The sequence below is a fragment of the Roseburia intestinalis L1-82 genome, from assembly GCF_900537995.1.
In the GTDB taxonomy this organism is placed as follows: Bacteria; Bacillota; Clostridia; order Lachnospirales; family Lachnospiraceae; genus Roseburia; species Roseburia intestinalis.
The window spans coordinates 4,022,227-4,046,511 of sequence record NZ_LR027880.1; the positions used below are offsets into that span (position 1 = coordinate 4,022,227).

Sequence of the window (24,285 nt, forward strand, 5' to 3'; positions counted from 1 at the left end):
GTCTTGTGGGGGGATTTTGAGCCGATATAATTATGTGGATGGGTTCGATTCGGATGGACATGGCTGTCGGTATTATTATCGGCGGTGCTTTTACAAGTATTGTGTCGTCACTGGTCGAGGATATTATCAACCCGTTTCTTGGAATTTTCGGTGGCATGAATTTTGATAAGCTGCACTGGAATATTGTTGGGGATGTCACATTGAATTACGGAAAGTTTCTGACTGCCGTGATGAATTTCCTGATCATGGCTTTTGTTGTATTTATACTGGTGAAAGCGTTAAATACCGCTGCCCGCATTGCACCTCTATCTTAGATGCAAAGGCAGTGGAAGCATTTGAGAAAAATTTGTAATTTTCATTTGCCACAGCAGATGAAACTTCAGGCAAGTAATTATACGAAATGTGAATGATACATTACACTAGTTCAGGCTGTCTGTCTTTGTGTCATGAACGATACAAAGCAGGCATGTCTGTCCATCCATTTTCCGATCAGTCCGATCACTTTTCCCATAGTAAATGCGGCTAAAATGGTTCCGATCCCAAGGCCGTCAAGATGTCCTAAAAATGCAAAGGTCAGTCCGGCTGTCACGGCAAGGCAGGTAACATCAAATCCAACTTTGATCTTAGAATAGGTAACGGATGTGATATCCGACAATTCTCTCGGGAATAAATCCGTCGGTATGATCGGCAGTTTGCATCGGTTCGACAAAGCAATTCCAATACAGAGCAAAATATAACTGATCAGAAAATAGATTACACGATATCCCGGCGTCAGCGGCAAAACATTGATCCAGCTCTCATGCACATCCAATAATTCGCTGAATGCAAATCCCACTACAAAACTGAACAGATACTGCGGCACAAATTTTTTCCGCAGGATCATGAGGCTTAGCACCAGAAGTCCCTGAAATATATAAGTCCAGGTTCCAAGCGATACGCGTGTGAAAACTTCGGAAAATGCATACGGCACGCTTGATATTGCCGAGATGCCTGCGCCGGAATGCAGCATCAGTACAACACCAAGACTGTTGATGGCAACTGCGACCATGAGTGCAAGTTCCCCGCGGACCGTGCGGCGGGATTTTTCTTTCTGTATTTCTGTTTCTTTCATTTTAAATATTTCCTCCCGGGGAAGTTTTTACAGAAGTCCTGCTTCTGCATTTATGGTCATCCCCAAATTTCAGAAACACTTTACACCTTTCTAATCCATTTAACAAATCAATAGTTTTTATAGTTCGATAGACAGTATCTATTAATCGTGATAAAATGAGCAAAACAGGGAGGAAAATCCTCTCCTCGCCATTGGGCAAATTTTACCATGTAAAATTGGATTTTGCTTCGCAAAACAAGGAGGATTGCCATGAACTTATTCCAGCTTCGTTATTTTGTAACTTTAGCAAAAATGCAGCACTACACAAAGGCTGCACATGAACTTTGTATCACACAGCCGAGTTTAAGCCATGCGATCTCGCAGTTGGAGGCAGAACTTGGCGTGGCACTTTTTGAAAAAAGCGGACGCAATACTACACTCACAAGTTTTGGGGAAGAGTTTTTAATCTGCGCAAACCGCACGCTTGCCACATTGGATTCCGGAGTTTCATCCCTGCAGCGGAGCGCACGCGGTGACGGATTGATCCGGCTTGGCATGCTGCGTTCCCTTGGTGTCAGTTTCATTCCGCAGCTTGCCGCGCGTTATCTGGCATCCCATCCTGAGCATGATGTGCGTTTTACATTTCATACCGGCTCGACCGGCGATCTTGTCAACGGTCTCTCGGCAAGGGATTATGATCTGATTTTCTGTTCCATGCCGCCGGAGACAGAATCGTTAGACACTGTGCCGATCACCCACGAGGATCTGGTACTTATCGTTCCAGGCCATCACCCACTGGCAGCAAAACAGTCCGTTGCATTGACGGAAACGCTCATCTATCCACAGATTTATTTTTCCCACGGTTCCGGTATGCGTGCCGTTGTGGACCATCTGTTTTCACAGATCAATGCAGTACCGCAGATTGCCTATGAGACAGAGGAAGCCGAGGTGATTGCGGGACTCACTGCACAGGGTTTTGGCATTGCCGTCGTTCCTTATATGGATCTTTTATTAAAGCTGGATGTGAAGATTCTGCAGATCAGTGCGCCTGTATGGGAGCGTAATCTGTATATGATTCATGACCGGCAGGCGTTTATGCCGCCTGCCGTAAGAAATTTTTGTGAATTTGTTTTAAAAGAATGTGAGTATCCTATGATACCAGATTAATTCTGCCACAGGATCTGTTGTTTTGTGAGCATTGGATAATGCACCGGAACACTTCCGTCAAGATCTTCTCTGTGCATGTCCACCGCCGTGATCTGGCTGTTGGAATATGTGGTGTAGTAATAAATTCCACGGCTTGCATTACAGCAGGAGGTGTAGATCGTGATCTCATATTTTCCATCGGATACCTCGCAGCAGCCTCTCTGCTGGTCGACAGATCCTAAGATATGGAAAAACTGTGCCACACTCTCCTCCTCGGAATCGTCAGAAACTGCGTTCATTTTTGTAAACGCGACTCTCGCAAAACGGGAAGCTGATGAAAGATCACCCGGCAGTCCTAATGCTCCCATGCCACGACTGTACATATTCAGATCCAGTTTATCCGCAAAATGATTTTCCGGCTGTTTTGGTGACAGTCCCATGTAATTATTCAGCATAAACATCTGCTGCTCAAATGGCGGATTGTTTGTCAGGACCCCAACCGGATTTTCATGGATATGCAGTCCGTCTTTCATGGACTCTACCGTGATCGATCCGCTCTTATCCGAAATGATCCAGTGCAGCATGCCGGCCGGCAGATTTTCACTGAACAATGTATCCACAATATTTAAATCTGTGATCAGATCCCGCACCTCATCTAACGTTGCGCACTGCGCAAGCACCCATGGAACAAATTCAAAGGATGCCACATTTTTTTTACCGCTTTCTTCCTTATGATAATATGCATTGCCAACAAAATTAAGTCCCGCCATGCCGACACCTTTTTCGTTCACCGCATCATAATAAAGCGGATAATCTCCTGCCATGTGCGCCATGCCAATGATCGCATAATGTTTTTCCAGATTTTCCGTGTGACGGAAATGAAATGGATAATTCCGCGGTGTCACCGTGATTTCCTCGCCATAAGAAAATTCATAATCTAATGTTCTTCCAAAATAAAAGTCTTTCGTCAGGTAAGTTGCTGCTGTACACATAAAATTCTCCATTCTTATATTGTTTTCAAGCCGGGGCTTTCGTGCGAAAAATCTAGCCAATCTCGTCCACGTTTGCCCCACGCAGTTTAATTCCGTCTGTCTGTTTTAAATCCTGCTGGTATGGATTCGACTCATTATAATATCTGATCTGTGTGTCCGTCACACCACCGGAAATATAAGAACGGCCACATTCCGGGCAGACCGATGTCTGAACTCTGACGGATGCAGATACCACTTCGCCGTTTTGCGTGGCAGCTTTGTGATACGCATTGGAAACATGCTGCCCCTCATGTGCCCGGACAGCAGAAGATGCCGCTTCCGGTGAAATATGCGCAGCATTTTTAAAGGAAACATTCGCTTCGTTAGAGCCATCAACATATTTGCGGTTTTTACAGGTCTGGCACTCTGTGGTCTTAGATTTATCGACCGCGCCTTTTTGTCCCAGTTCATCTTTATTATTAACATTATTCCGCTGATTTAAATTATTATCATAGGAATCTGTGATATTCCATTTGTATCCATCCACGCCACCGATCATAACGCTCCTCCCCTCCATCCCCATAGGTCTTTTATACCCAGGATTCATCATACGGCAAATCTGCAATTCAATATGCCAATTTTTACAGTTGAGATAATATGATTAGGGTGTCAAAAGGTGGTTCATAACTTAGCGATTGTCAAATTGCACAAAGCCGAGACTGTTTTTGTGACTTTGGGAGAAAATTAGAAAATCTTAGTATGCCTGTCTATTTACAGTAATGTTCTGCCACGGACGGCAGAACAAGGCTTCACGAGCCATGGAAGGCTCGTTGAATGCCGTTTACGTCACTCTGTGAAAAACTGATTCAGGCATACTTAGTTTTTCTTATTTTCGGACAACGGAACAAAACAAGTTCGGTTTTGTGCAATTTGACAAACCCAAAATTGAAAACCACCTTTTGACACCCGAATCATAATATGCGACAAATACGAAATTCATCCTACTAATTTTCATAACTGCCGGTTTCAAAATTGCTCGTTCACCTTTATTATACGCCCGATCTTACCGTCTTTCAATCCGTCTTCTGATTCTCCTCCATAAAACAGCCGACAAAATAACTGCTGCATAATCCGTCAATGCCTGTCCGTAAATGACACCGTTTAACCCCATACACGCATTTAACAGGTACAAAAGCGGTATCAGAAGCAGTCCCTGACGCATAACGGAAAGTATCGTCGCCGGAAATGAATTTCCTACTGACTGCATACAGTTCATATTGACAAATAACAGCCCTATGACCGGCCCGGAAAGCATGTAGGCGATCAGCATTTTCACGCCATAATACACAACTTCCCCGTCACTGATGAACAGCCTTATGATCGGCTCCCGTAAAACAAAAAACAGCGCCGTAGCTAAAATGCCGACAATGACACAGCATTTTTTTGTATACCGTTCCACGGAAACAAACCGCTTGTGATCTCCAGAACCATAGTTATATCCCAGAAGCGGCTGCACTCCGTTTGCCAGTCCCATCTGTAAAAATGTGATAAACATGTTTGCCTTAAACACGATGCCGATCGCCGCCACCGGCGCATTGCCGTATGCCACTAAGATCTGGTTTAACACGATCGTGGACACACTCATCAGCACGGAAAAAACAGCGGTCGGCAGTCCGGTCACACATACTCCGCTCAAAATGCCGTCTTTGCAGGTAAAATATTTGATGGAGATGGAAAAACATTTACTTTTCTTTAAAAAATACCACAGGTAATAGATGCCTGCCAAAATATTTCCGATTGTCGTCGCAACTGCGGCTCCCACAGCTCCCATCCCCATACCGCTGATCAACACCGGATCTAACACGATATTGGCGACGGTGCCGATCATACTGCCGATCATTGCCTCCTTGCTTGCACCCTCCGCGCGCACAACAAAACTTACCGCTGCAGACCAGATGATAAACGGCGCCCCGTATGCAATGTGAAAAGTGTATCCTTTTGCATAGAGAAACGTCTGCTCGTTTGCTCCGAACATATTTAAAACTGGCGTCATAAATACCATTAAAATGACTGCAAGTGCTACACCGACGATCAGGGATGCATATGTCACAAACGCGGATACCTGTTTCATTCTTTTTTCATTTTTCTCGCCCATCGCCATGGATGCAGCCGCACTGCCGCCCATTCCAAACATGTTGGCAAATGCCATAAACAGTATAAAGATCGGGTTTGTCAGGCTGACTGCCGCCACCTGCAGCGGATCGCCGGTCTGTCCGACAAAAAAAGTATCTGCCATGTTGTATACAACTGTTACCAGACTGCTGATCACACTCGGGATTGCCATCTTTGCAACCGCCTTCGGGACGGGAAGGCTGCTCATCAGTTCATTTTCGTTCATTTTTTCTCCTTTCTTTCGGTGGTTTTTCATGAAAAAACGCTTTCACACGAATTACCATTTCTACACCGATATATACATACTTTAACGGGGGCAGTTTAGTCAGAATCCAAATTTTCCAGCATTTTCTGTGCCACTCTCAAAAAGATTTCTTTTTCCTCTTTTGAAATTCCCCGCAGGAGCAACGCTTCGGACTCTTCAATCTCCGTGCGAAGCGCATCTTTGATGCCTGCCGCTTTGTCCTAAAATACGATTCTTTTATAGCGGGCGTCATTTTCCTCCGGCACGCGGTCAAGTATTATTTGTTTCTAAAAATTCTATTTCGCGGGACCTTTTTCCTGATTTTGGAAGCTTAATAACATGCATCCTACTATCCTCAATATATAATGGGCGAAAGTTCCTTTGTCCAAGTCTCTTTCGCCCATTTCTTCTTTCTTTTTAACATTTTCACAGCCATTTCGGGCGAAAACATCTTCTGTTCTCCTGTTTTCGCCCTGATTTTTTCATTTTCGTGGGCTATTGGCTTCATCCTTATAACGCTTTCGCCCATTCTCTTCTAAATTTTCATTAAACTGCGATAAAAATGGGGGAATCTCTTTCATTTTCCATTCATTTCGCCCATTCTCTTCTAAATCTCCATTAGACTTCGGTAAAAATGGATGAATTTCTTTCATTTTCCGTTCACTTCGCCAATTTTTTCTTTCTTATACACCCTGCACGATTTCATTTAAGAAATACGCGTGCACCCTTGCATCTTCACTCACTTCCGGGTGAAAACTGAGCGCAAGCTGGTTTTTGTAGCGGACTGCTACCGTATTGCCATCCACTATCGCCAATGTCTCCACCTGCGGATTTAAAATTTCATCAATATATGGTGCACGGATAAAATTCATCCGGTAAGTTCCAATGTGTGCAATCTCTGCGTCCGTGACAAAGCTTCCGAGCTGTCTGCCATAGGCGTTGCGCTTCACGCTTACCGGCAGGGTTTTTAAATACGCTCTGTCATCGTTGGAAACACGCTCTGCTAAAAGGATCAGCCCTGCACAGGTCGCAAGCACCGGTGTACCCGCTTCGATCAGTTCTTTTAACTGGTCATACATGCCAAGGTCTCTAAGCAGTTTTCCCTGTACCGTGCTTTCACCTCCGGGAAGCACGATCCCCTGCAGTCCGCCATTCTGCACAGCCTCTTCCAAATCCTTTTTCTGACGGATCAGGAATGTATCCGCGCCAAGCCCGTCAAGCATCGCCTGATGCTCCGCAAATGCGCCCTGCACCGCAAGGATTCCGATTGATACTTTTTCTGACATGATATTCTCCATTCTTGCGCTGTTTTTTGCGCATCTCAAGTTTGTGCGTAAGCATAAATCCTGCGTGTGAAAAATCTTATTTTTCACACTTATCTCCATTTCTGAGCAATTTATTTCCCACGCTCTGCCATAAGCAGCTGTATCTCATCCTCGTTGATGCCAACCATCGCTTCTCCTAAATCTTCAGATAACTCTGCAATCAATTTTGCATCATTGTAATTGGTCACTGCCTGTACGATTGCTGCTGCACGTTTTGCCGGATTGCCGGATTTAAAAATACCCGAACCTACAAATACGCCCTCGGCACCAAGCTGCATCATCAATGCTGCATCTGCCGGAGTTGCCACACCGCCTGCCGCAAAATTTACAACCGGAAGTTTTTTGTGGTCATGCACATATTTTACAAGATCATATGGAACCTGAAGCTGTTTTGCTGCCTCGAAAAGTTCATCTTCACGTTTTGCCGCAACTGCCGCGATCTCGGAGTTGATCAGTCTCATATGATGTACCGCCTGAACCACATCACCGGTTCCCGGCTCCCCTTTGGTACGGATCATCGCTGCACCCTCAGCGATTCTTCTGAGTGCCTCTCCTAAATTTTTTGCTCCGCAGACAAACGGCACCTGAAATTTTGTCTTGTCAATGTGGTAAACATCATCTGCCGGAGAAAGCACTTCACTCTCGTCAATGTAATCGATCTCTAATGCCTGTAAGATCTGTGCCTCCGCAAAATGACCGATTCGGCATTTTGCCATAACCGGAATGGAAACCGCACCCTGAATCTCCCTGATCAGCTTCGGATCACTCATTCTTGCCACACCGCCTGCCGCTCTGATATCCGCCGGGATCCGCTCTAATGCCATAACCGCACATGCTCCTGCTGCCTCTGCGGTTTTTGCCTGCTCGGCATTTGTGACATCCATGATGACACCACCCTTTAACATCTGTGCCAGTTCACGGTTTAATTCATACTGCTCTTTTGTATTATTTATATTACTCATAACTAACTTTCTCCTTTTTCAGACAACCAGTTTGATTTTCTGCGCAGTTTTTCAAACAGTTACTCTGTATCAATTTCTTTCCGGATCCTGATGTTATGAAGTATAAGAAAAAACTGGATGTATGAAAACATCCAGTTTTTTCTTTTTCAGTCATGCCAGTTTGTAATTAACATGATCTGAGCATTCATTTTTTATTTCAATCCATGATACCATATCAGCACCAATAAATCTTCTATGCCCGGACTGCCCAGCGCATCTTCGTAGACCGCGCTCTTCCATTCTGTGCACATTCCTGTGCACTCGGTCTTACAACATCTTTTGAATAATCTGCATAAATTCCTGCACGACAGCCTTCTTTTAATGCTTTCTTGACCAGCTTATCCTCCCCGGAATGAAACGTGAGGATTGCCACACGTCCCCCTGGTTTTAAGGCGTCTGGCAGTTTTTCCATGAATTCATATAAGACCTCAAACTCACGGTTCACATCGATGCGGAGTGCCTGAAATGTACGCTGACAGGTCTTTTTGATCGTGTCTTTTTTTTCTTTTTCCGGCAGAAAATCCAGTGTTTTTTCAATCACTTCGCGCAATTTTGTCGTCGTGTCGATCCGGCTGCCCTTTCGTATCTCGTCGGTGATCGCCTTCGCAAGCTCCTCACAGTAAGGTTCATCGGAATTTTCATAGAGCATTCCGGCAAGTTCCTCCCTTGTGATGGTATCAAGACGTTCTGCCGCGCTGATTCCTGCTTCCTGATTTAGGCGCAGGTCAAGTGGGCCATCCACCTTAAATGAAAATCCACGCTTTGGATTGTCGATCTGCATGGAAGATACACCCAGATCCGCTAAAATGAAATCAAAACCGCCGGCTTCTTTTGCGATCTCATCGATCGTACAGAAATTCTGCAGCCGGATCGTCAGGATATCCTCTCCGTACCCAAGTTCTTCCAATCTCTTTTTCGTCTTGGCGGACTCCTCCGGGTCAACGTCGGTTGCATAAATATGCCCCTGTCCGTTCAGACAGGCAAGCATTGCTTTTGTATGCCCTCCATATCCTAACGTTGCATCAAAACCGGTCTCGCCCGGCTGGATCTTTAAGGTATCAAGGATCTCCTGCACCATAATGGAAATATGCATTCCTGCCGGCGTGTTTCCCTTTTTGATGACATGTTCGATCGTATCCTGATATTTTTCCGGCTGAAGTTCTTTATATTTCTCTTCAAACTTCTTGGGGTATTTTCCCTTGTAACGTACACGCCTCTTGTGCGGTGTCTGCTGTTCCTGTTCCATATGTCTGTCCTTTCTGTTTCCAAATCATGGTTTCAAAAAATATTTCTTATGATGATCTCAAAACCATCCTTTTCCATCAATAACTAATGTCTTTCATTATAATTGCTGGATTGGAACAATTCAATGCCTGATTGCTTTGCGCATTATAAAAAATCCCACAACACAAAAAATGCCCTCTTCTGAGAGACATTTACCCGCCTGCTTAGAAAAGAGCATTTTTACTTCATCTGAAATTGTATTCACTGACAAACTGCATGTAATCTCAAATTACATGTAATCCCAAATTATATGTAATTCTAAATTACATGTAATCCTAAATTACATAGAATCCCAAGTTTACACCATCATCCGTATCTACTAGATATTCAGCAGATCACTGAATACTTTCAGTGCACCGTCTGTCTCATGTGCAAGAACACGTTTTGCAAGGACTTTACCAAGCTGAACACCTTCCTGGTCGAAGCTGTTTACATTCCATAAGAATCCCTGGAACATAATCTTATTCTCGAAGTGTGCTAATAACGCACCAAGAGAACCAGGATTTACCTGATCACCGATAATGATGCTGGATGGACGGCCGCCCTCGAAGTTCTTGTTGCGGTTCTCATCGGATTTACCACATGCAAATGCAACGATCTGTGCTGCAACGTTTGCACACAGTTTCTGCTGGCTTGTGCTGTCCTGGATCACAACATCGGTTCCGATCTGGTTATTCTTAAATCCAACGAACTGAAGTGGAACAATGTCGGTTCCCTGATGTAATAACTGGTAGAAAGAGTGCTGTCCATTTGTTCCTGGCTCACCAAAGATCACCGGGCCTGTCGGATAGCTGACCGGCTCACCGAAGCGGTTTACAGATTTACCGTTTGACTCCATGTCAAGCTGCTGTAAATGTGCAGGGAAACGGTTTAATGCTTGGGAATATGGCAATACTGCAGTGCAAGGATAACCTAAAACGTTTCGCTCATATACACCGATCAGTGCATCAAGCATCTCAGGGTTCTTTAATACATCTTCATTTGCGGAAAGTTTATCTTCGGCTGCTGCACCCTCTAAGAACTGTGCAAATACTTCCGGTCCGAATGCCAGGGATAAAACGGCTCCGCCGACTGCGGAAGTGGAAGAGAAACGTCCTCCGATATAGTCATCCATGAAGAAAGCTGCCAGGTAGTCATCGCTCTTTGCAAGCGGGGATGTCTCACTGGTAACTGCGATCATATGTTTCGAAGCATCTAATCCTGCTTTCTTTAATGCGTCTTTTACGAAAGATTCATTTGTTAATGTCTCAAGTGTGGTACCTGATTTGGAAACCAGTACAAAAATAGAGTGTGCCACATCAATGGAATTTAAAACTGCTGCTGCATCATCCGGGTCAACGTTGCTGATGAATTTTGCTTCCATCTTGAATGTGTTGTTTTTCTTTGCCCAGTTTTCTAATGCAAGATACATAGCACGAGGACCAAGATCACTGCCGCCGATACCGATCTGAACAACTGTTGTAAACTTCTCACCTGCTGCGTTTGTGATTTCGCCTGCATGTACTTTGTTTGCAAAATCAGCGATGCGGTTCTGCTGCTCTACATAAAAAGCACGTTTGTCCACGCCGTCAGCGTTTACTGCATCACCAAGCTGTCCACGTGTCATATGATGAAGTACCAGACGTTTTTCACCGGTATTTACAACTTCACCATTGTAGAGAGCTTTAAATTTTTCTGCAAGCTGTGCCTCTTTTGCAAGTTTTACGAGTGCATCAAGCACATCATCATCAACAGCTTTTGCTGCATAATTGTAAGAAAATCCCTCAGCCATAGGAATGCTGTAATTTTTTACACGCTCTGCACCGTTCTCGCCTGACATTACTTCTGCAAGGTTTACGCGGGAAGCCTTTGAAAGTTCCTTATAGGAATCAAGGGTGTCTAAGTTGTTCCAGGTAATCATAATGTCCTCCTTGTTTTTCAGAGAGAAATACCCGCTCCATAAGAATCGCGCATTTTCCTCCATAAATATATTTTTAGGTACTTAAAATTTTTTTAGCTTAAGTGATTATACTATTAAATATCTGCAAGTTCAAGCCTCTGCCTTAAGATCGCGAAAAATTACTAAAAAAATTAAAAAATTGTGCACTTACGACCATGTCTGTAATTTTCAGATGGACATTATTTTCCCTTTTTGAACGATGTTTTTTATATGCAGATCTTTATCCAGCAATAGCAGGTTTCCATAATTTCCAACTGCAATCCTGCCGTAATCTTTCTCCACACCGATCGATTCTGCAGGATTTTCAGTTGCTGCCAGGACTGCATCCTCGAGCGGTATTCCCATATTCAGTACACAGTTTTTCATGCAGTCAAACAGGTTTGTGACACTGCCTGCGATAACACCCGGATCTTTTGTCAGGACGGCTTTTCTGCCTTTTACGGTCACGCCCTGCCCGCCAAGCTGGTAGTCCCCGTCCAAAAGTCCCGTAGCTTCCATACTGTCTGAGATCAGAATGACTTTATCTGCCCCGAAAATGCGGAATGTCGTTCTCACCATCGCCGGATGGATATGAATACCGTCTGCGATCAGTTCCACCTCAGCTCCTGCCTCAAGTGCCGCTATGATGGGTCCCGGCTCCCTGTGATTGATCCCCGGCATGGCATTATAGAGGTGTGTCATATGGCCCACGCCTTTTTCCAATGCCTCGCGCGCCGTATCGTAATCACTGCAGGTATGCGCGATAGAGATTTTTACCTTGTCATGGCACTGTTCGATAAATTCCATCGCACCTTTTTCTTCCGGTGCGATATCTACCAGTTTGATCAGCCCGCCGCTTCTCTCCTGCAGACGCAGAAACATTTCTTTATCTGCCGGCATAATATATTCCGGATTCTGCGCCCCGGCTTTTTTTAAATTGATAAACGGGCCTTCCATATTGATGCCGACCAAATCTGCTCCGGTATCTTCTTTGTAATCTGCCGCCTTGTCCATGACATGTCCTAAAATTTCTTCATTATAGGACATCGTTGCCGGGCAGATGGCAAGAATACCGTTTTTTGCCTCATACTCTGCTATTTTTAACAGTTCTTCTTTCGATGCCTGACAGAAATCATAGCCTACCGCCCCATGAAAATGAATATCCACAAGTCCCGGTATCGCATACATGCCTTCCCCGTCGATCACATTCTCATCTGTGGCAGTAATCTGACCGTTCTCTGCGATCTCTGCGATCCGTTCATCTTCGATCCTGACATCTTTCTTTTCAAACTTATGATCTTCTGTATAAACCAATGCATTTTTTATGATCATTTTGGATTTTCCCCCTTTTAAATCTCCGAAAGTGCATCCTCATCTGCGATCAGTGTGAAATCCGGATGCATCTGCAGAATGGATGCCGGGACTTCCGGTGTGACCGGTCCGGTAAATGCTTTTTTGATGATATCCGCCTTGTTTTTTCCATTTGCGATCATGATGACTTTCTTTGCCTGTACGATTGGCAGGATACCCATGGTATATGCCTGACGCGGAACTTCATCCTTACTCTCAAAAAATCTCTTGTTTGCCTCGATCGTGCTCTCCGTCAGTTCCACACAGTGTGTATTTTTTTCAAAATGATCCGCCGGTTCGTTAAAACCGATATGTCCGTCCAGGCCAATTCCAAGAAGCTGCATATCAATACCACCGGCATTTTCGATGATCTTGTCATATTCCCTGCAGACTTCCTCACTGTTAAGATTTTCTCCGTTTGGAATGAAAATGTGGTCTTCCCTTACATTTACATGTTTAAACAGATTTTCCTGCATAAAACTCCAGTAGCTCTGTTCGTGGTTTCTTTTGATTCCTCTGTATTCATCCAGATTGATCGTCGTAACCCCGGAAAAATCAACCTCACCGTTGTTATATGCTTCCACGATCTTTTTATATGCCCCCACAGGTGAACCACCGGTAGCAAGTCCTAAAACCGCATCCGGTTTTAAATTTACCTGTCCTAAAATCAAATTTGCTGTCTTTACAGAAACCTCATCATAGTTTTTCACTTTAATAATTCTCATGTTGTTTTCCTCCCTCTCCTTACTGGTATGAATCATATGACATCATAAAACGCTCTTTTACCGGCTTTGTATCAACCCCACATAACAGGCAGCACATGATACATGCGCCATATACCGGTGGATAGTCCGGAACGTCTAATTCAATATCCGGATGCAGCATCTCTTTTAACATTTCCCGGAATGCCGGTTTCTGTTTTAAAATTCCGCCGGATGCAACCACATATTTTCCGACATCATAATGATCCACGGCAAAATTGATAAGTTCCGCTAAACATGCTGCATTGTTCTTTAAAATCTGCTCTGCGATTTTATCCCCATTTTCATGTGCCAGAAATACGCACGGCGTAAACGAAGCAATATAGGACTGGTTTTTACTGTAGATGTCCTGGATGCTCTCCCATACCGTATTCCCTAATTTTTCCTCAACAAGATCCGTCAGTATCGTATGTTCTCCGATCCCGTCCCTTGCATCCTGCGCTGCACAGATCGCATCCCGTCCGATGTGGTAGCCGCTGCCGCCTTTATCAAGCAGATATCCCCGCCCGCCAAAATGCTTTAAATTTCCATTCTGGTTTGCGTAAATGATCATTCCGGTTCCGCTGATCGCAGCCACACACCGGTCAAGATTTTTTCCACAGGCAATGACGTTATAGATGTCATTTTCGCACTGGATTTTTACTTTCGGATATTTTTCTTTTAACATCTTTTTGATCTTTGATGTATTGTTTCCGGAATCTAATCCTGCAGCACCCACAAAGATTCCGCTGATCTTCCCCTTGATCTTCATGAGCGTATCAATGCCAAGCTGCAGGATGTTCATTGCCTCCTCCATTCCTACCGTATTCGGATTGCAGCCGTCAAGGATGATCCGTTTTAAAATTCTTCCGCTTTCCGAAAATAAAACAAACTCTGTTTTCGTTCCCCCGCCATCGATTCCGATCATCATCTTTTCACTGTCACTGTTTTCACCGATCAGCGTATCGATGGAAACATCTAAAATCTCTGAGATCACACAAAGATTTTCGATACTCGGACAGGACTGTCCACACTCCCATTTGGATACCGCCTGTGGGCTGATTCCCAATTTTTCCGCAAATTCATATTGATTCAGTCCTCTTTTATTCCGGTATGTTTTGATGTTTTCCGCCATTGTCATGATATCAAACACTTCGCATCCCCCATCTCGTTTTTCTAATTTCATTATAAAACTAATGGTTGATTTTTCAAGCATGTGCCGGTTGTTATTTCTTTTTACGCATCAACTATCAGTTGATATGGAACAAAGAGTCGCTTGCGACTCTTTCGCGCCCTGGCGGTGCTGTTTACAGCTAACTTCTACTCCGCGAGATGCGCATCCCGCCCGGAGGGCTTTTTAATTCATAGGACGTAATTTCCTATGAATTAAAAAAGCAGAGCTGACATCGTACATGAATACAAAAAATCCGGGCAGCAACACCCGGATTTTTTTATGGTCTGGATACTTAGTCCATATAGGCACCCTTCATCGCACTGGTCGCATGCTGTGCATACAATTTTAACAGACCACTCTTATATTTGCTGGTAAAACCTTTCCAGTTCTTTTTACGTTCCTCTAAGATCTGTGCAATTTCTTCCCCGGTCTTTTCCTCGCCTTTGACACCTACAATCGCAAGACGGCGGTTCTCAACATCAAGTTCAATGAGATCTCCCTCTTCCACAAATGCGATCGGGCCGCCGGCTGCTGCCTCCGGAGATACATGTCCTACGACCGGTCCTCTGGATGCGCCGGAAAAACGTCCATCTGTGATCAGTGCAACGCTGGCTGCAAGTTTCGGGTCAGAACAGATTGCCTCGCCGGTGTAGAACATCTCCGGCATACCGCTGCCTCTCGGTCCCTCGTAGCGGATAAATACGGCATCTCCCGGTACTACTTTTCCCTTCAGGATCGCATCGATCGCTTCTTCCTCGCTGTCATACGGTTTTGCGTTTAATCTTGCATGGAACATTTCTTTCGGGCAGGCAGTGTGTTTAATGACTGCTCCCTCCGGTGCAAGGTTGCCGCGCAGGATTGCGATGCTTCCCTCTGTACCGATCGCATGGTCAAAATCAGCGATGATATCGGTACGTTTGATCTCTTTTCCGATCAGTGCGGATTTCTCTTTTAAGATCGCATCACAGTGCTCGTAGAAACCGTTCTTTTTTAACTCTTCTAAATTTTCACCGAGTGTTTTTCCGGTAACTGTCATCACATCAAGGTGGAGCATGCTCTTGATTTCTTCCATGACTCTCGGCACACCGCCTGCATAGTAGAAATACTGTGCCGGCCAGTCTCCTGCCGGGCGGATGTTTAGCAGATAATGTGCACCGCGGTGCATTCTGTCAAAAGTATCCGCATCAATTTCAAAACCAAATTCATGTGCGATTGCCGGAATGTGCATGACCGCGTTGGTGGAACCTGAGATTGCAGCATGTACCATGATCGCATTCTCAAGACTTTCCATTGTGACGATATCTTTTGCAGCAATTCCCATTTCAACTAATTTCATTAACTGTTTTCCGGCATCATAGGCAGCCTTTTTTAATTCCGGTGCAGTTGCCGGCATCAGTGCTGTTCCCGGAAGCATCAGTCCAAGTGCTTCAGCCATAACCTGCATTGTGGAAGCGGTTCCCATGAAAGAACATGCGCCACAGCTTGGACATGCATTGTGTTTGTAATAGCGGAGCTGCTCTTCCGGGATCTCACCACGCTCATACTGCGCGCTGAATTTTCCGATCTGCTCTAAGGTTAAAAGCTCATTGATCTTACAGCCCGGATCATTTTCCACATATTCCGGTTTTACAACCGTTGCTTCCATAACACCACCGGTCACAACGATCGCGCTCATCTCTTTTAAACGGCCGATACTCATAAGCATCGCCGGCATTGCCTTGTCACAGCTTGCGATAAAAACACCACCATCAAACGTTGTAGCGTTTGCCTGCGCCTCCACAAGGTTTGTGATCGCATCTCTGTGTGCTAAAGAATAATTGATTCCATCGTGTCCCTGGGACATTCCATCGCACATATCTGTTGCATAATAACGCGCTGCTTTTCCGCCGTTTTCATCAACACCTTTTACTGCTTCTTCCACAAAAATATTTAAATGGCTTGAACCCGGATGGCTGTTTCCATAAGTACTCTCAATGATGATCTGTGGTTTGGAAAGCTCCTCCGCCTTCCATCCCATACCCATGCGAAGCGGGTCCATCTCCGGTGCAAGTTCTCTTACTTTCTGACTTCTTAATTCCATGATAACCTCCATTCCTGCGCTGTTTTTTTGCGCATCTCAAGTTTGTGCGTAAGCACAAATCTTGCGTGTGAAAAATCTTATTTTTCACACTAGCCTCCATTCCTGCGCTGCTTTTTACCGTGAAAATCTATAATATACTAAATTTCATGCTCTGTGATTGCTCTGTCATTACCGTTTCTTCTACACGAAGAAAGAAATGATCAGTGCAACGATAAATCCGGTTCCACCAACCAATGTCTCCATGATCGTCCAGGTTTTTAACGTTGTCTTCTCGTCAAGTCCGATCAGTGATCTTACCAGCCAGAATCCGGAATCGTTAAAGTGTGAGCAGACTGTCGCTCCACCGGCAACTGCTGCAACCACACATGCAAGATACATCGGTGATAAGGATGCGATCTCCGGCATTGCTGCTACAATTCCTGCTGCCATGGTCATTGCTACGGTTGCAGAACCTACACAGATTCTTACCAGTGCTGCAACTAAAAATGCTACAACAACGATTGGAAGATTTATGGATGCCACAGCATTACCAATGATCTCACCTAAGCCGGAATACTGTAAAATATAACGGAGCACGCCGCCACATGCTGTCACAAGAAGGATCAGTCCTGTCGGCTCTAAAGATTTTGTGAGGATCTTCTCTAATTCCGGCATCGTGTATCCATGTCTTGTTCCAAGGATGAACATTGCGGCTAATGTTGCGATCAGAAGTGCTGCAAACGGCTGTCCTAAAAAGTTAAATAACGGTGCCACTCCTGCCAATGCCGGAACCACGCCTGCAACAGATTTCAATATGATAAGTACCAGAGGGATCATGATGATGGTAACGACCGATGCAAAACTCGGAAGTTTGGATTCATCAATATCTTCCTGGTTTGCGATCTGATCCGGAACCGGAACATAAAATTTCTTTCCGCAGATAGCTCCCCAGACCGGACCTGCAACGATCATTGCAAAAAATCCACAGCATACACCGACTAAAATAACCCATCCAAGTTCCACATTTAACATTGTGGCAACTAATACCGGGCCAGGTGTCGGCGGGATAAATGCGTGTCCTACGGCAAGTCCTGCTAAAAGCGGGATCGCATAAAACAGGGAAGATTTCTTTGTTCTTTTTGCAAGAGAAAATGCAAGTGGAATTAAAATGATAAGTCCTGCATCAAAGAATACCGGGATAGAAATAACAAGGCCGGTGATTCCAAGCGCCCATGCAGCCTTCTCATCCCCAAATTTCTTTACCATTGTAACTGCTAAAGTCTGTGCTCCACCCGATGCTTCAAGTATCGCACCGAACATGGAACCGAGTCCTACCAGGAGGGCAATTCCCTTTAGCGTGTTTCCTATACCATCGTCCACCGCCGTTACGATTTCTTCAAACGGCATTCCTGCGATCAGTCCGATTGCAATCGCACCGATTAAGATCGAAAGCATTGCGTGAACCTTAAATTTGATGATCAAAACTAACAACAATGCCAGTCCGATAATTGCTGCAATAACCAGCCGGGTTGTATCTAATTCTGCGACGTTACCCATGATATACCTCCTTATTGATATTTGTATGACGTCTGATGTTTCATTGCGATTATTGTATTTTATTGATCATTTTTTGTCAATACATCTGATGTCTAGTTTGTTAAAACCTCTCTTTTAGACAAAAAAACAAGGTGTTTTCCTAAAAAAGCACCTTGTTTTTTGTATATTTTTCCGATATTGCATCATGTCATATGACGTCTTACCAGTTTTTGGAGTTTTTGTCCCTTACTCATTTTTTTGCTGCGCCTTTGCCTGTTTTTTCAAAATCATCTGACGATTATAATTGAGGTGCATGATCATCGCATATTTTGCACCCGCACTGTCTCCATTTAAGATTGCATCCGTGATCGCACGGTGGGTATCAATCGTTTCGTCTTTTAACTGGCGGTGTGTCAGGTTCACGAACGTGATGACCGCCGACTGAATGATCGGTACCAGTTTCTCAATGACTTTATTTTTGCTGCACCGCGCAATGTAAGTGTGAAATTCCACATCTTTCTGCAGATGGTTCTCCCCGGCAAGATACAGATTTTCCACCTCATCACACAGCCGCTTTAACTCCGCCTTTTCCTCGTCCGTCGCGTTTTCACTTGCCAGCATGGCGATCTCCGGCTCTAACATCAGGCGCACATTGCAGAGGTCTAACGCCAGTTCATATTTGTCCGTAAACCCTGAAAGCCCTAACGGATCATCCTCTAAGCGGTTCGTCCCGATCACATAAGTCCCGGAACCCCTGCGGACCTCAAGCACACCTTTGGAAACCAGGCTTTTTACCGTCTCCCGCACTGTGCTCCGCCCAACGCCGAACAGCTCTGCCAGTTCAAACTCATTTGGCAGTTTCTCACCTATTTTCACCGGCGTATGCAAAATATAATCCATCAGTTCTTCTTCCACATGCGGTGCTAATAATTCCCGGCTCTTTTTTTCCATATTGTATTATTTTCTCCTTTGTCCTGTGTGATGCATAAAGACATCATACCACTTTTTGCCGGATGTTTGAACGCAAAATTTTTAACGTGCCTTCGCAAAATAGTCATTCAAAATTTCCTTGATGTAGTGATAGCGTCTTGCATAAGAGTTTTCCACACGGATGATCTGCATATGGTGCGCCTTACAGATCTCATTTTTCTGTCTGTCCCGCTCCCGTACCACTTCATCCTCAAAATGCTCCTTGCCGTCGAGTTCGATCGCAAAAACGGGCAGCTCGCTTTTTCCCCTCTTTTCATAGACAACAAAGTCGAATCTTCCCATATAAAACAGATTATCATAAGTGACATTATCCCGGAACACCTGGGATATGGCAACCTCTTTGTGGATCGTATATTTATTCCGGGTGAGCCAGATATTTTCCAGCGCATGTGTCAGGTTTTTCATAAATGCCGCTTCTGTTTCCGTGGAAAACGGCTGGATTCCAAGTGCTCTCGAACTGATATGCTTTTCCGTAATTTTGGATTCCCCGTTCATTTTCACATACTGCACCAGCTCGTACAGATCATCATCCTCATTTCCCTGATGAAGGCGCTCCAATTCTTTCCCGTCCGCAAGAAGGATCAGCTTGTCCTTCGCCCGCGACGTTGCAACATTGATCAGTTCCTTATTATTTTTGAGCCAGTCATAAGTTCCCTTTCCAGTCCGGTCGCTTAACGCCGTGGAAAACAGCACCACATCCTTTTCGTCTCCCTGAAATGCATGTACCGTTCCGCACACGACATGCTCAAATCCGTTTTCTTTGATCCCTCGCTCGATCAGTATCCGCTGATTCACAAACGGTGTGATGACAGCAATACTTTTATCAGGATTTTCCCCCGCATAGCGCATGATCTCCTCCACCTCTGCCGGAGAGGTATTCTTCATGTCACCTGGCCCGCCATCCACATTGACATAGACAAGCGGCTGTCTTTCCCTGCTGTCAGACTGCACCTGAAGTTTGGAGTTATAATATTTTTTATTGTTAAAGTCTATGATTTTTTTATTACAGCGGTAATGATTTCGCAAAAGTATCTCATCGCTGACCGCATCACAGGCAAGATATGTCTTATAAATGGAATTTTCGCGGTAATCATATTCATCCGCAACATGGTATTTTCTGCGCAGTTTCCGGTTCGTGAGTTCGTCCAATAAAATAACCGGCTTTAACTGCTGCGGATCTCCCACCAGCATCAGTTTTTCACCCCGGATGATTGGCACAAGTGAGACCGCAACATTGCACTGGCTCGCCTCATCCATGATTGTCATGTCAAACAGCGGTTCCGGTTCACCCAGTTTATGGGAAGAAATGCAGGTCGTTATCATGATTGGAAATACCTTCTGCAGCTTCTTTACATTCTCCGATTTCTGCAGATACTTGTTAAATGCTGCTGCCTGCTCATTCACATCTTCATCATCATCTAAAATTTTCCGTAAATCCTGAAACCTGTTACTTTCCAGCTCCTTGATGTATTTTGCGGAGGTATAATACAGATAACTGTAAAATTCATCCTCATTGCGGTCTAATAGAGCCATTGCATCCCGCTCAGATATCTCACCGATCTTCTGGATTTTTTCATCCAGATTCCGCAGCTGACGCCCCTGCAGATCCGTATGGAAATGAAAGAGCGTCGCCACATTTTTCATCCGTTCCTGATACTCCATGACCTGCGTTAACGTTTCTTTGCGCTCCGTCAGGTCTAAGACTTCCTCATATTCCTTTAACCTGCCGGAAAGCTGTTTCGCCCGGTCAATTCTATCACCTTTTCGACGATCTAACGTGGAAGAAAATACTTTAATGCCATGCACCTCTCTCCGCAGCTGGTTGATGTAACAGATACATTCTTTTACTTTTTCCTGATTTCCAAGGCGCAGTACCGGAAATGCGACCCGTTTTCCCTTATAAGTCAGGGAACTTAATTTTTCAAATACATTGTTTATGGGTACATTGTTGTAAGACGCAAACAGTACCGTCATATTGTTAAAAAATGCCGTCACGATCGTGTTTAAGATCGTATTCGTCTTGCCGGTTCCCGGTGGTCCCTGAATATAGGCAAGCGGATATTTCATGGCATTGTTAATTGCAAGAAGCTGGTCAAGATTGATGTTCTGGTTTAACAGTGCGATCGGATATGCCTTCGTTCTTCGCGGACGTTCCAAAAGATCGCCGAAAAATGCCCGGATTGGAAAAGTCACCTGCTCTTTTTCGTACATGTCAAGAATCGCCTTATACTCTTCATGCAGATTTAATGCACAGTCCATGCCAAGTCCGATGACATAGGGCATGTCATCCACAACCGCCCGTGCACCGTTTTTTTCTGTAATCGCATCTTTTATTTTTTCAAGATTTTTTTCAAAATCGGATAACAGCTCATATTCATCCGCATCTAAATACCTTCGGATATTTTCCTGCTCTCCCCCTATGGTAAACTGCGTGCAGATCGTGATATCTTCATCCGGTTTAAATGCCTTGTTTTTTACATCCAGATTCAGATTCCGGTATGCCAGCACATACAATCCATTTTTTGTATGGATACTTAAAATATTTAGTGCCAGCTTTTGAATATGAAGCGTTTTCCCCTGTTTCGTGCCCCGGTTCATGCGCCGCTGAAAATTTGTCACGATCTCTTTAAACTGTTCCTCCGACAACTGGTACTCCCCGTCACGCACCTGATCTCCGTCGATATAGCGCACCAGTTCATAATCGGTCGTATACGGCGTGGCATCCAGTTTGCTGCACATTTCCAGATAATTCAGTATTTTTAAATTTGCCGTGTTTGCAAAAAGGTTCTGGTAGCGTTCCGGGTGCAGCGCGATATCTTCGATCAGCCGCTCATTCTCCGGGCAGTACGAGCCTTCCACGATCTCGGTCGAGAGGATGGAATCGATATAGATCTTATCGTATCCCTCAATCGAGCACCGGTTGAGATGAAGTCCGTCCACTTTTAAAGTCTTGTTCCGTGGGTCTAAGTCCCGGATTCCGATCCAGTAGTTCGTGTGCCTGCCCTCTTTGTTCAGATATTCAATTTTCAGCCATTTTCCTTCGTGGATAGCTTTGAAGATATCTCTGTGTATACTGTTCATATGTTTTTGCCAGTCTTCCCAATCCTCCTCGCATACTCCGCCAGCTCCCGGTTCGCTTCATTTAACGGTCCAAACTCTTCTACCGCACAAATACATTTTTTACAGCTATCGATCAGCCGCTTTGCCGCCTGCACCTTATCCTGTCCAACCGGGTAAAATGCCTTTTCTGCCACAACTTCTGAAGCAAGTGCCACTGCTGCCTTGTACTCTACATCATTTTCCTGCAGGATTCCCGCTGCAAACGGAATGTTTTCGCGCCACAGCCTGTTGTATACCGGGATGCCGCTGCCCGCACCGCCGATCACAAAAATCTGTGAACTGACCGGATCTGGATTCTTCTTACCACATCCAAAATTTTTGCCAGAGCAATTCTCTGCACTAAAATCTCTCGAAACAACTGCCTTCTCATGTCCCGTGCACAAAAAAATCTGCCCCGTCACCGGATCAAAACTCTGATCCGCCACCCCGTATAATTCCTGCACATAATTTCCGGCAAAAATCTTCTCCGGTGTGCCGATGCGGTCGATGCGGTCGCCTCTGACACAGGCGACCGTATCGGAAACTTTCTGCGCAAGGTCAAGCTCATGTAGTGACATAATGACCGCCATCTTTTTATCTCTTGCAAGCATGCGGATATTTGTAAGTATATCCATCTTAAAGCCCATATCCAGATAGGAGGTTGGCTCGTCTAAGATCAGGATTTTTGTATCCTGACAGATTGCCCGCGCAAGCATCAGACGCTGGCGCTGTCCGTCGCTGATCTTCATGAAATCCTGATCCTGCACTTCACCTGCATGGACAAGCGCGATCGCCTCATCCACTTTTGCCCAGTCCTCTTTTGACAGGATGCCAAATCTTCCCGTATAAGGATAACGCCCGGAGGCAACCACTTCCCTGCCGCTCATCAGCTCCGTGCGGAGGCGTTCTGTCATGACCATGGACAATCGTCTGGAAATCTGGCTGTCTTTTAATTCATCCATGGATGCTTCGCCCAAAAATACGGTTCCATCCAGTTTCTTTAACTGCTTTGTAATCGTCTTTAAGATCGTGGATTTTCCGGAACCATTCGGCCCGATCAGTGTCAGTATCTCCCCCGGCCGGACAGAAAGATTCACATCCCCGATCAAAGGTGTTTTATCATAGCCGACAGTCAGATGCTCTGTGCGGATCTCCTGCATATATAACTACCTCCCCTCCTGTTTTCTCAACATTGCTGCGATCACGACCGGCACCAGAAACAGTGCCGTAACCGAGCTGATACTGATTTCCGTCGGCGCAAACACGGTTCTTGCAATTCCGTCACAAAAAAGTGTCACAACTGCACCACACAAAAAACACCCCGGAATCAGGATAATCGGGCGCGCTGTTTTTGTCGCCATCCTCACCAGATGCGGCACTGCAATTCCGACAAAGGAGATCGGTCCCGCAAATGCCGTCACGCAGGCAGACAGAAGGCTTGATAAAAGAATCATCGTGACCCTCAACACTTTTACATTGACACCTATATTTCTGGCATATGCCTCCCCCATCTGATATGCCCCGATCGGTTTTGCCAGACAAAAAGTCACAAGCACTGCTGCACCGACGATCACGACGATCATTTTTATATTTTCCCATGTCATGCCGGAAAAACTTCCCATCGACCAGTTGTGAAGATTGACGATATTCGAATCGCTGGCAAATGTGACGCCAAAGTCCGTGATGGCGGAACAGATATAACCGATCATGATCCCACAGACCACCAGCAGCGACATTTTTGACACGCGAAATGAAATTAAAAGCACGAATCCCATGGCAAGCATGGAACCCACAAACGCAGCCATAACCATGCCAAAGGAACTGATCATAATGCCTTTTTCCAGCAGGAAAATCATGGTAAGTGCCACCACCAGTTTTGCGCCGGATGAAATTCCAAGCACATACGGTCCTGCAATCGGATTCTGGAAAAAGCTCTGGAGTAAAAATCCCGACACTGACAGTGCTCCTCCTAACAAGATCGCAGCAAGGATGCGCGGCAGTCTGATTTTCCACACAATCTGTGAAAATGTCTCATCTTTTCCACTTCCCGCAAGGATTGCAAACAGATCCGATGTGGATATGTCCACACTTCCCGCCCCGACATTCCATAAAAACAATACCGATAATATGATAATTGCAACAACAAAAGAGATGATATAACGTTTTTTCATGATTTCCTCTGGTTT

General features: G+C 45.0%; 20 protein-coding genes. 2 read left to right on the forward strand and 18 right to left on the reverse strand.

Annotated features, from left to right (window positions below; translation table 11 throughout):
* Positions 1-32 precede the first annotated feature (32 nt).
* Positions 33-314: a large conductance mechanosensitive channel protein MscL gene (mscL, locus tag RIL182_RS18900; protein WP_006857378.1), complete on the forward strand. Its 282-nt coding sequence runs from the start codon at positions 33-35 to the stop codon at positions 312-314.
* 110 nt (positions 315-424) lie between these two features.
* Here mscL and RIL182_RS18905 read toward each other — a convergent pair whose 3' ends face one another.
* Positions 425-1,111: a DUF6198 family protein gene (locus tag RIL182_RS18905; RefSeq protein WP_006857379.1), complete on the reverse strand. Its 687-nt coding sequence runs from the start codon at positions 1,109-1,111 to the stop codon at positions 425-427.
* Between the two features lie 249 nt (positions 1,112-1,360).
* Between RIL182_RS18905 and RIL182_RS18910 the strand changes: the two genes are divergently transcribed.
* The gene (locus RIL182_RS18910; RefSeq protein ID WP_006857380.1) at positions 1,361-2,257 is read left to right on the forward strand and encodes a LysR family transcriptional regulator; all 897 of its coding nucleotides are present in this window, start codon (positions 1,361-1,363) and stop codon (positions 2,255-2,257) included.
* Here RIL182_RS18910 and bsh read toward each other — a convergent pair.
* The 17 genes from bsh to RIL182_RS18995 all read right to left on the reverse strand — a co-directional run bounded on the left by bsh (position 2,254) and on the right by RIL182_RS18995 (position 24,270).
* Positions 2,254-3,228 carry a choloylglycine hydrolase gene (bsh, locus tag RIL182_RS18915; protein WP_172606727.1) on the reverse strand — a complete coding sequence of 325 codons (975 nt, stop codon included), beginning with the start codon at positions 3,226-3,228 and terminating at the stop codon, positions 2,254-2,256. The genes RIL182_RS18910 and bsh overlap by 4 nt on opposite strands.
* A gap of 52 nt (positions 3,229-3,280) precedes the next feature.
* Positions 3,281-3,766 (reverse strand): hypothetical protein, encoded by a 486-nt coding sequence (locus RIL182_RS18920; RefSeq protein WP_015559698.1) that lies wholly within the window; start codon positions 3,764-3,766, stop codon positions 3,281-3,283.
* Between the two features lie 504 nt (positions 3,767-4,270).
* A complete protein-coding gene (locus tag RIL182_RS18925; RefSeq protein WP_145988331.1) occupies positions 4,271-5,605 on the reverse strand; it encodes an MATE family efflux transporter in 1,335 nt (444 codons plus the stop codon).
* Positions 5,606-6,105: 500 nt separating this feature from the next.
* A complete protein-coding gene (locus tag RIL182_RS21415) occupies positions 6,106-6,276 on the reverse strand; it encodes a hypothetical protein (RefSeq protein ID WP_006857382.1) in 171 nt (56 codons plus the stop codon).
* A 30-nt stretch (positions 6,277-6,306) separates the two neighbouring features.
* Positions 6,307-7,008: a pyridoxal 5'-phosphate synthase glutaminase subunit PdxT gene (gene pdxT / locus RIL182_RS18930; protein WP_006857383.1), complete on the reverse strand. Its 702-nt coding sequence runs from the start codon at positions 7,006-7,008 to the stop codon at positions 6,307-6,309.
* 11 nt (positions 7,009-7,019) lie between these two features.
* Positions 7,020-7,910 (reverse strand): pyridoxal 5'-phosphate synthase lyase subunit PdxS, encoded by an 891-nt coding sequence (gene pdxS / locus RIL182_RS18935; RefSeq protein ID WP_006857384.1) that lies wholly within the window; start codon positions 7,908-7,910, stop codon positions 7,020-7,022.
* Between the two features lie 232 nt (positions 7,911-8,142).
* Complete coding sequence (gene rsmH, locus RIL182_RS18940; protein WP_006857385.1) at positions 8,143-9,195, reverse strand: 16S rRNA (cytosine(1402)-N(4))-methyltransferase RsmH; 1,053 nt, start codon at positions 9,193-9,195, stop codon at positions 8,143-8,145.
* 357 nt (positions 9,196-9,552) lie between these two features.
* Entirely contained in the window at positions 9,553-11,133 is a 1,581-nt protein-coding gene (locus tag RIL182_RS18945; protein WP_044999084.1) for a glucose-6-phosphate isomerase, read from the reverse strand.
* A 207-nt stretch (positions 11,134-11,340) separates the two neighbouring features.
* Positions 11,341-12,483, reverse strand: a complete 1,143-nt coding sequence (gene nagA / locus RIL182_RS18950; RefSeq protein WP_006857386.1) for an N-acetylglucosamine-6-phosphate deacetylase — start codon at positions 12,481-12,483, stop codon at positions 11,341-11,343.
* 17 nt (positions 12,484-12,500) lie between these two features.
* Positions 12,501-13,226, reverse strand: a complete 726-nt coding sequence (nagB, locus tag RIL182_RS18955; protein WP_044999086.1) for a glucosamine-6-phosphate deaminase — start codon at positions 13,224-13,226, stop codon at positions 12,501-12,503.
* Between the two features lie 19 nt (positions 13,227-13,245).
* On the reverse strand, positions 13,246-14,427 hold the full coding sequence (locus RIL182_RS18960) for a BadF/BadG/BcrA/BcrD ATPase family protein (RefSeq protein ID WP_015521045.1): 1,182 nt from the start codon (positions 14,425-14,427) through the stop codon (positions 13,246-13,248).
* 280 nt (positions 14,428-14,707) lie between these two features.
* The gene (gene ilvD / locus RIL182_RS18965) at positions 14,708-16,495 is read right to left on the reverse strand and encodes a dihydroxy-acid dehydratase (protein WP_015559689.1); all 1,788 of its coding nucleotides are present in this window, start codon (positions 16,493-16,495) and stop codon (positions 14,708-14,710) included.
* A gap of 180 nt (positions 16,496-16,675) precedes the next feature.
* Positions 16,676-18,031 (reverse strand): GntP family permease, encoded by a 1,356-nt coding sequence (locus RIL182_RS18975; RefSeq protein WP_006857387.1) that lies wholly within the window; start codon positions 18,029-18,031, stop codon positions 16,676-16,678.
* 225 nt (positions 18,032-18,256) lie between these two features.
* Positions 18,257-18,961: a FadR/GntR family transcriptional regulator gene (locus RIL182_RS18980; protein WP_006857388.1), complete on the reverse strand. Its 705-nt coding sequence runs from the start codon at positions 18,959-18,961 to the stop codon at positions 18,257-18,259.
* 81 nt (positions 18,962-19,042) lie between these two features.
* Positions 19,043-22,081 (reverse strand): AAA domain-containing protein, encoded by a 3,039-nt coding sequence (locus RIL182_RS18985; RefSeq protein WP_006857389.1) that lies wholly within the window; start codon positions 22,079-22,081, stop codon positions 19,043-19,045.
* Entirely contained in the window at positions 22,078-23,259 is a 1,182-nt protein-coding gene (locus tag RIL182_RS18990; protein WP_006857390.1) for an ABC transporter ATP-binding protein, read from the reverse strand. The genes RIL182_RS18985 and RIL182_RS18990 overlap by 4 nt, the downstream gene beginning before the upstream one ends.
* Positions 23,260-23,265: 6 nt before the next feature.
* A complete protein-coding gene (locus RIL182_RS18995) occupies positions 23,266-24,270 on the reverse strand; it encodes a FecCD family ABC transporter permease (RefSeq protein ID WP_006857391.1) in 1,005 nt (334 codons plus the stop codon).
* Positions 24,271-24,285: the final 15 nt, after the last annotated feature.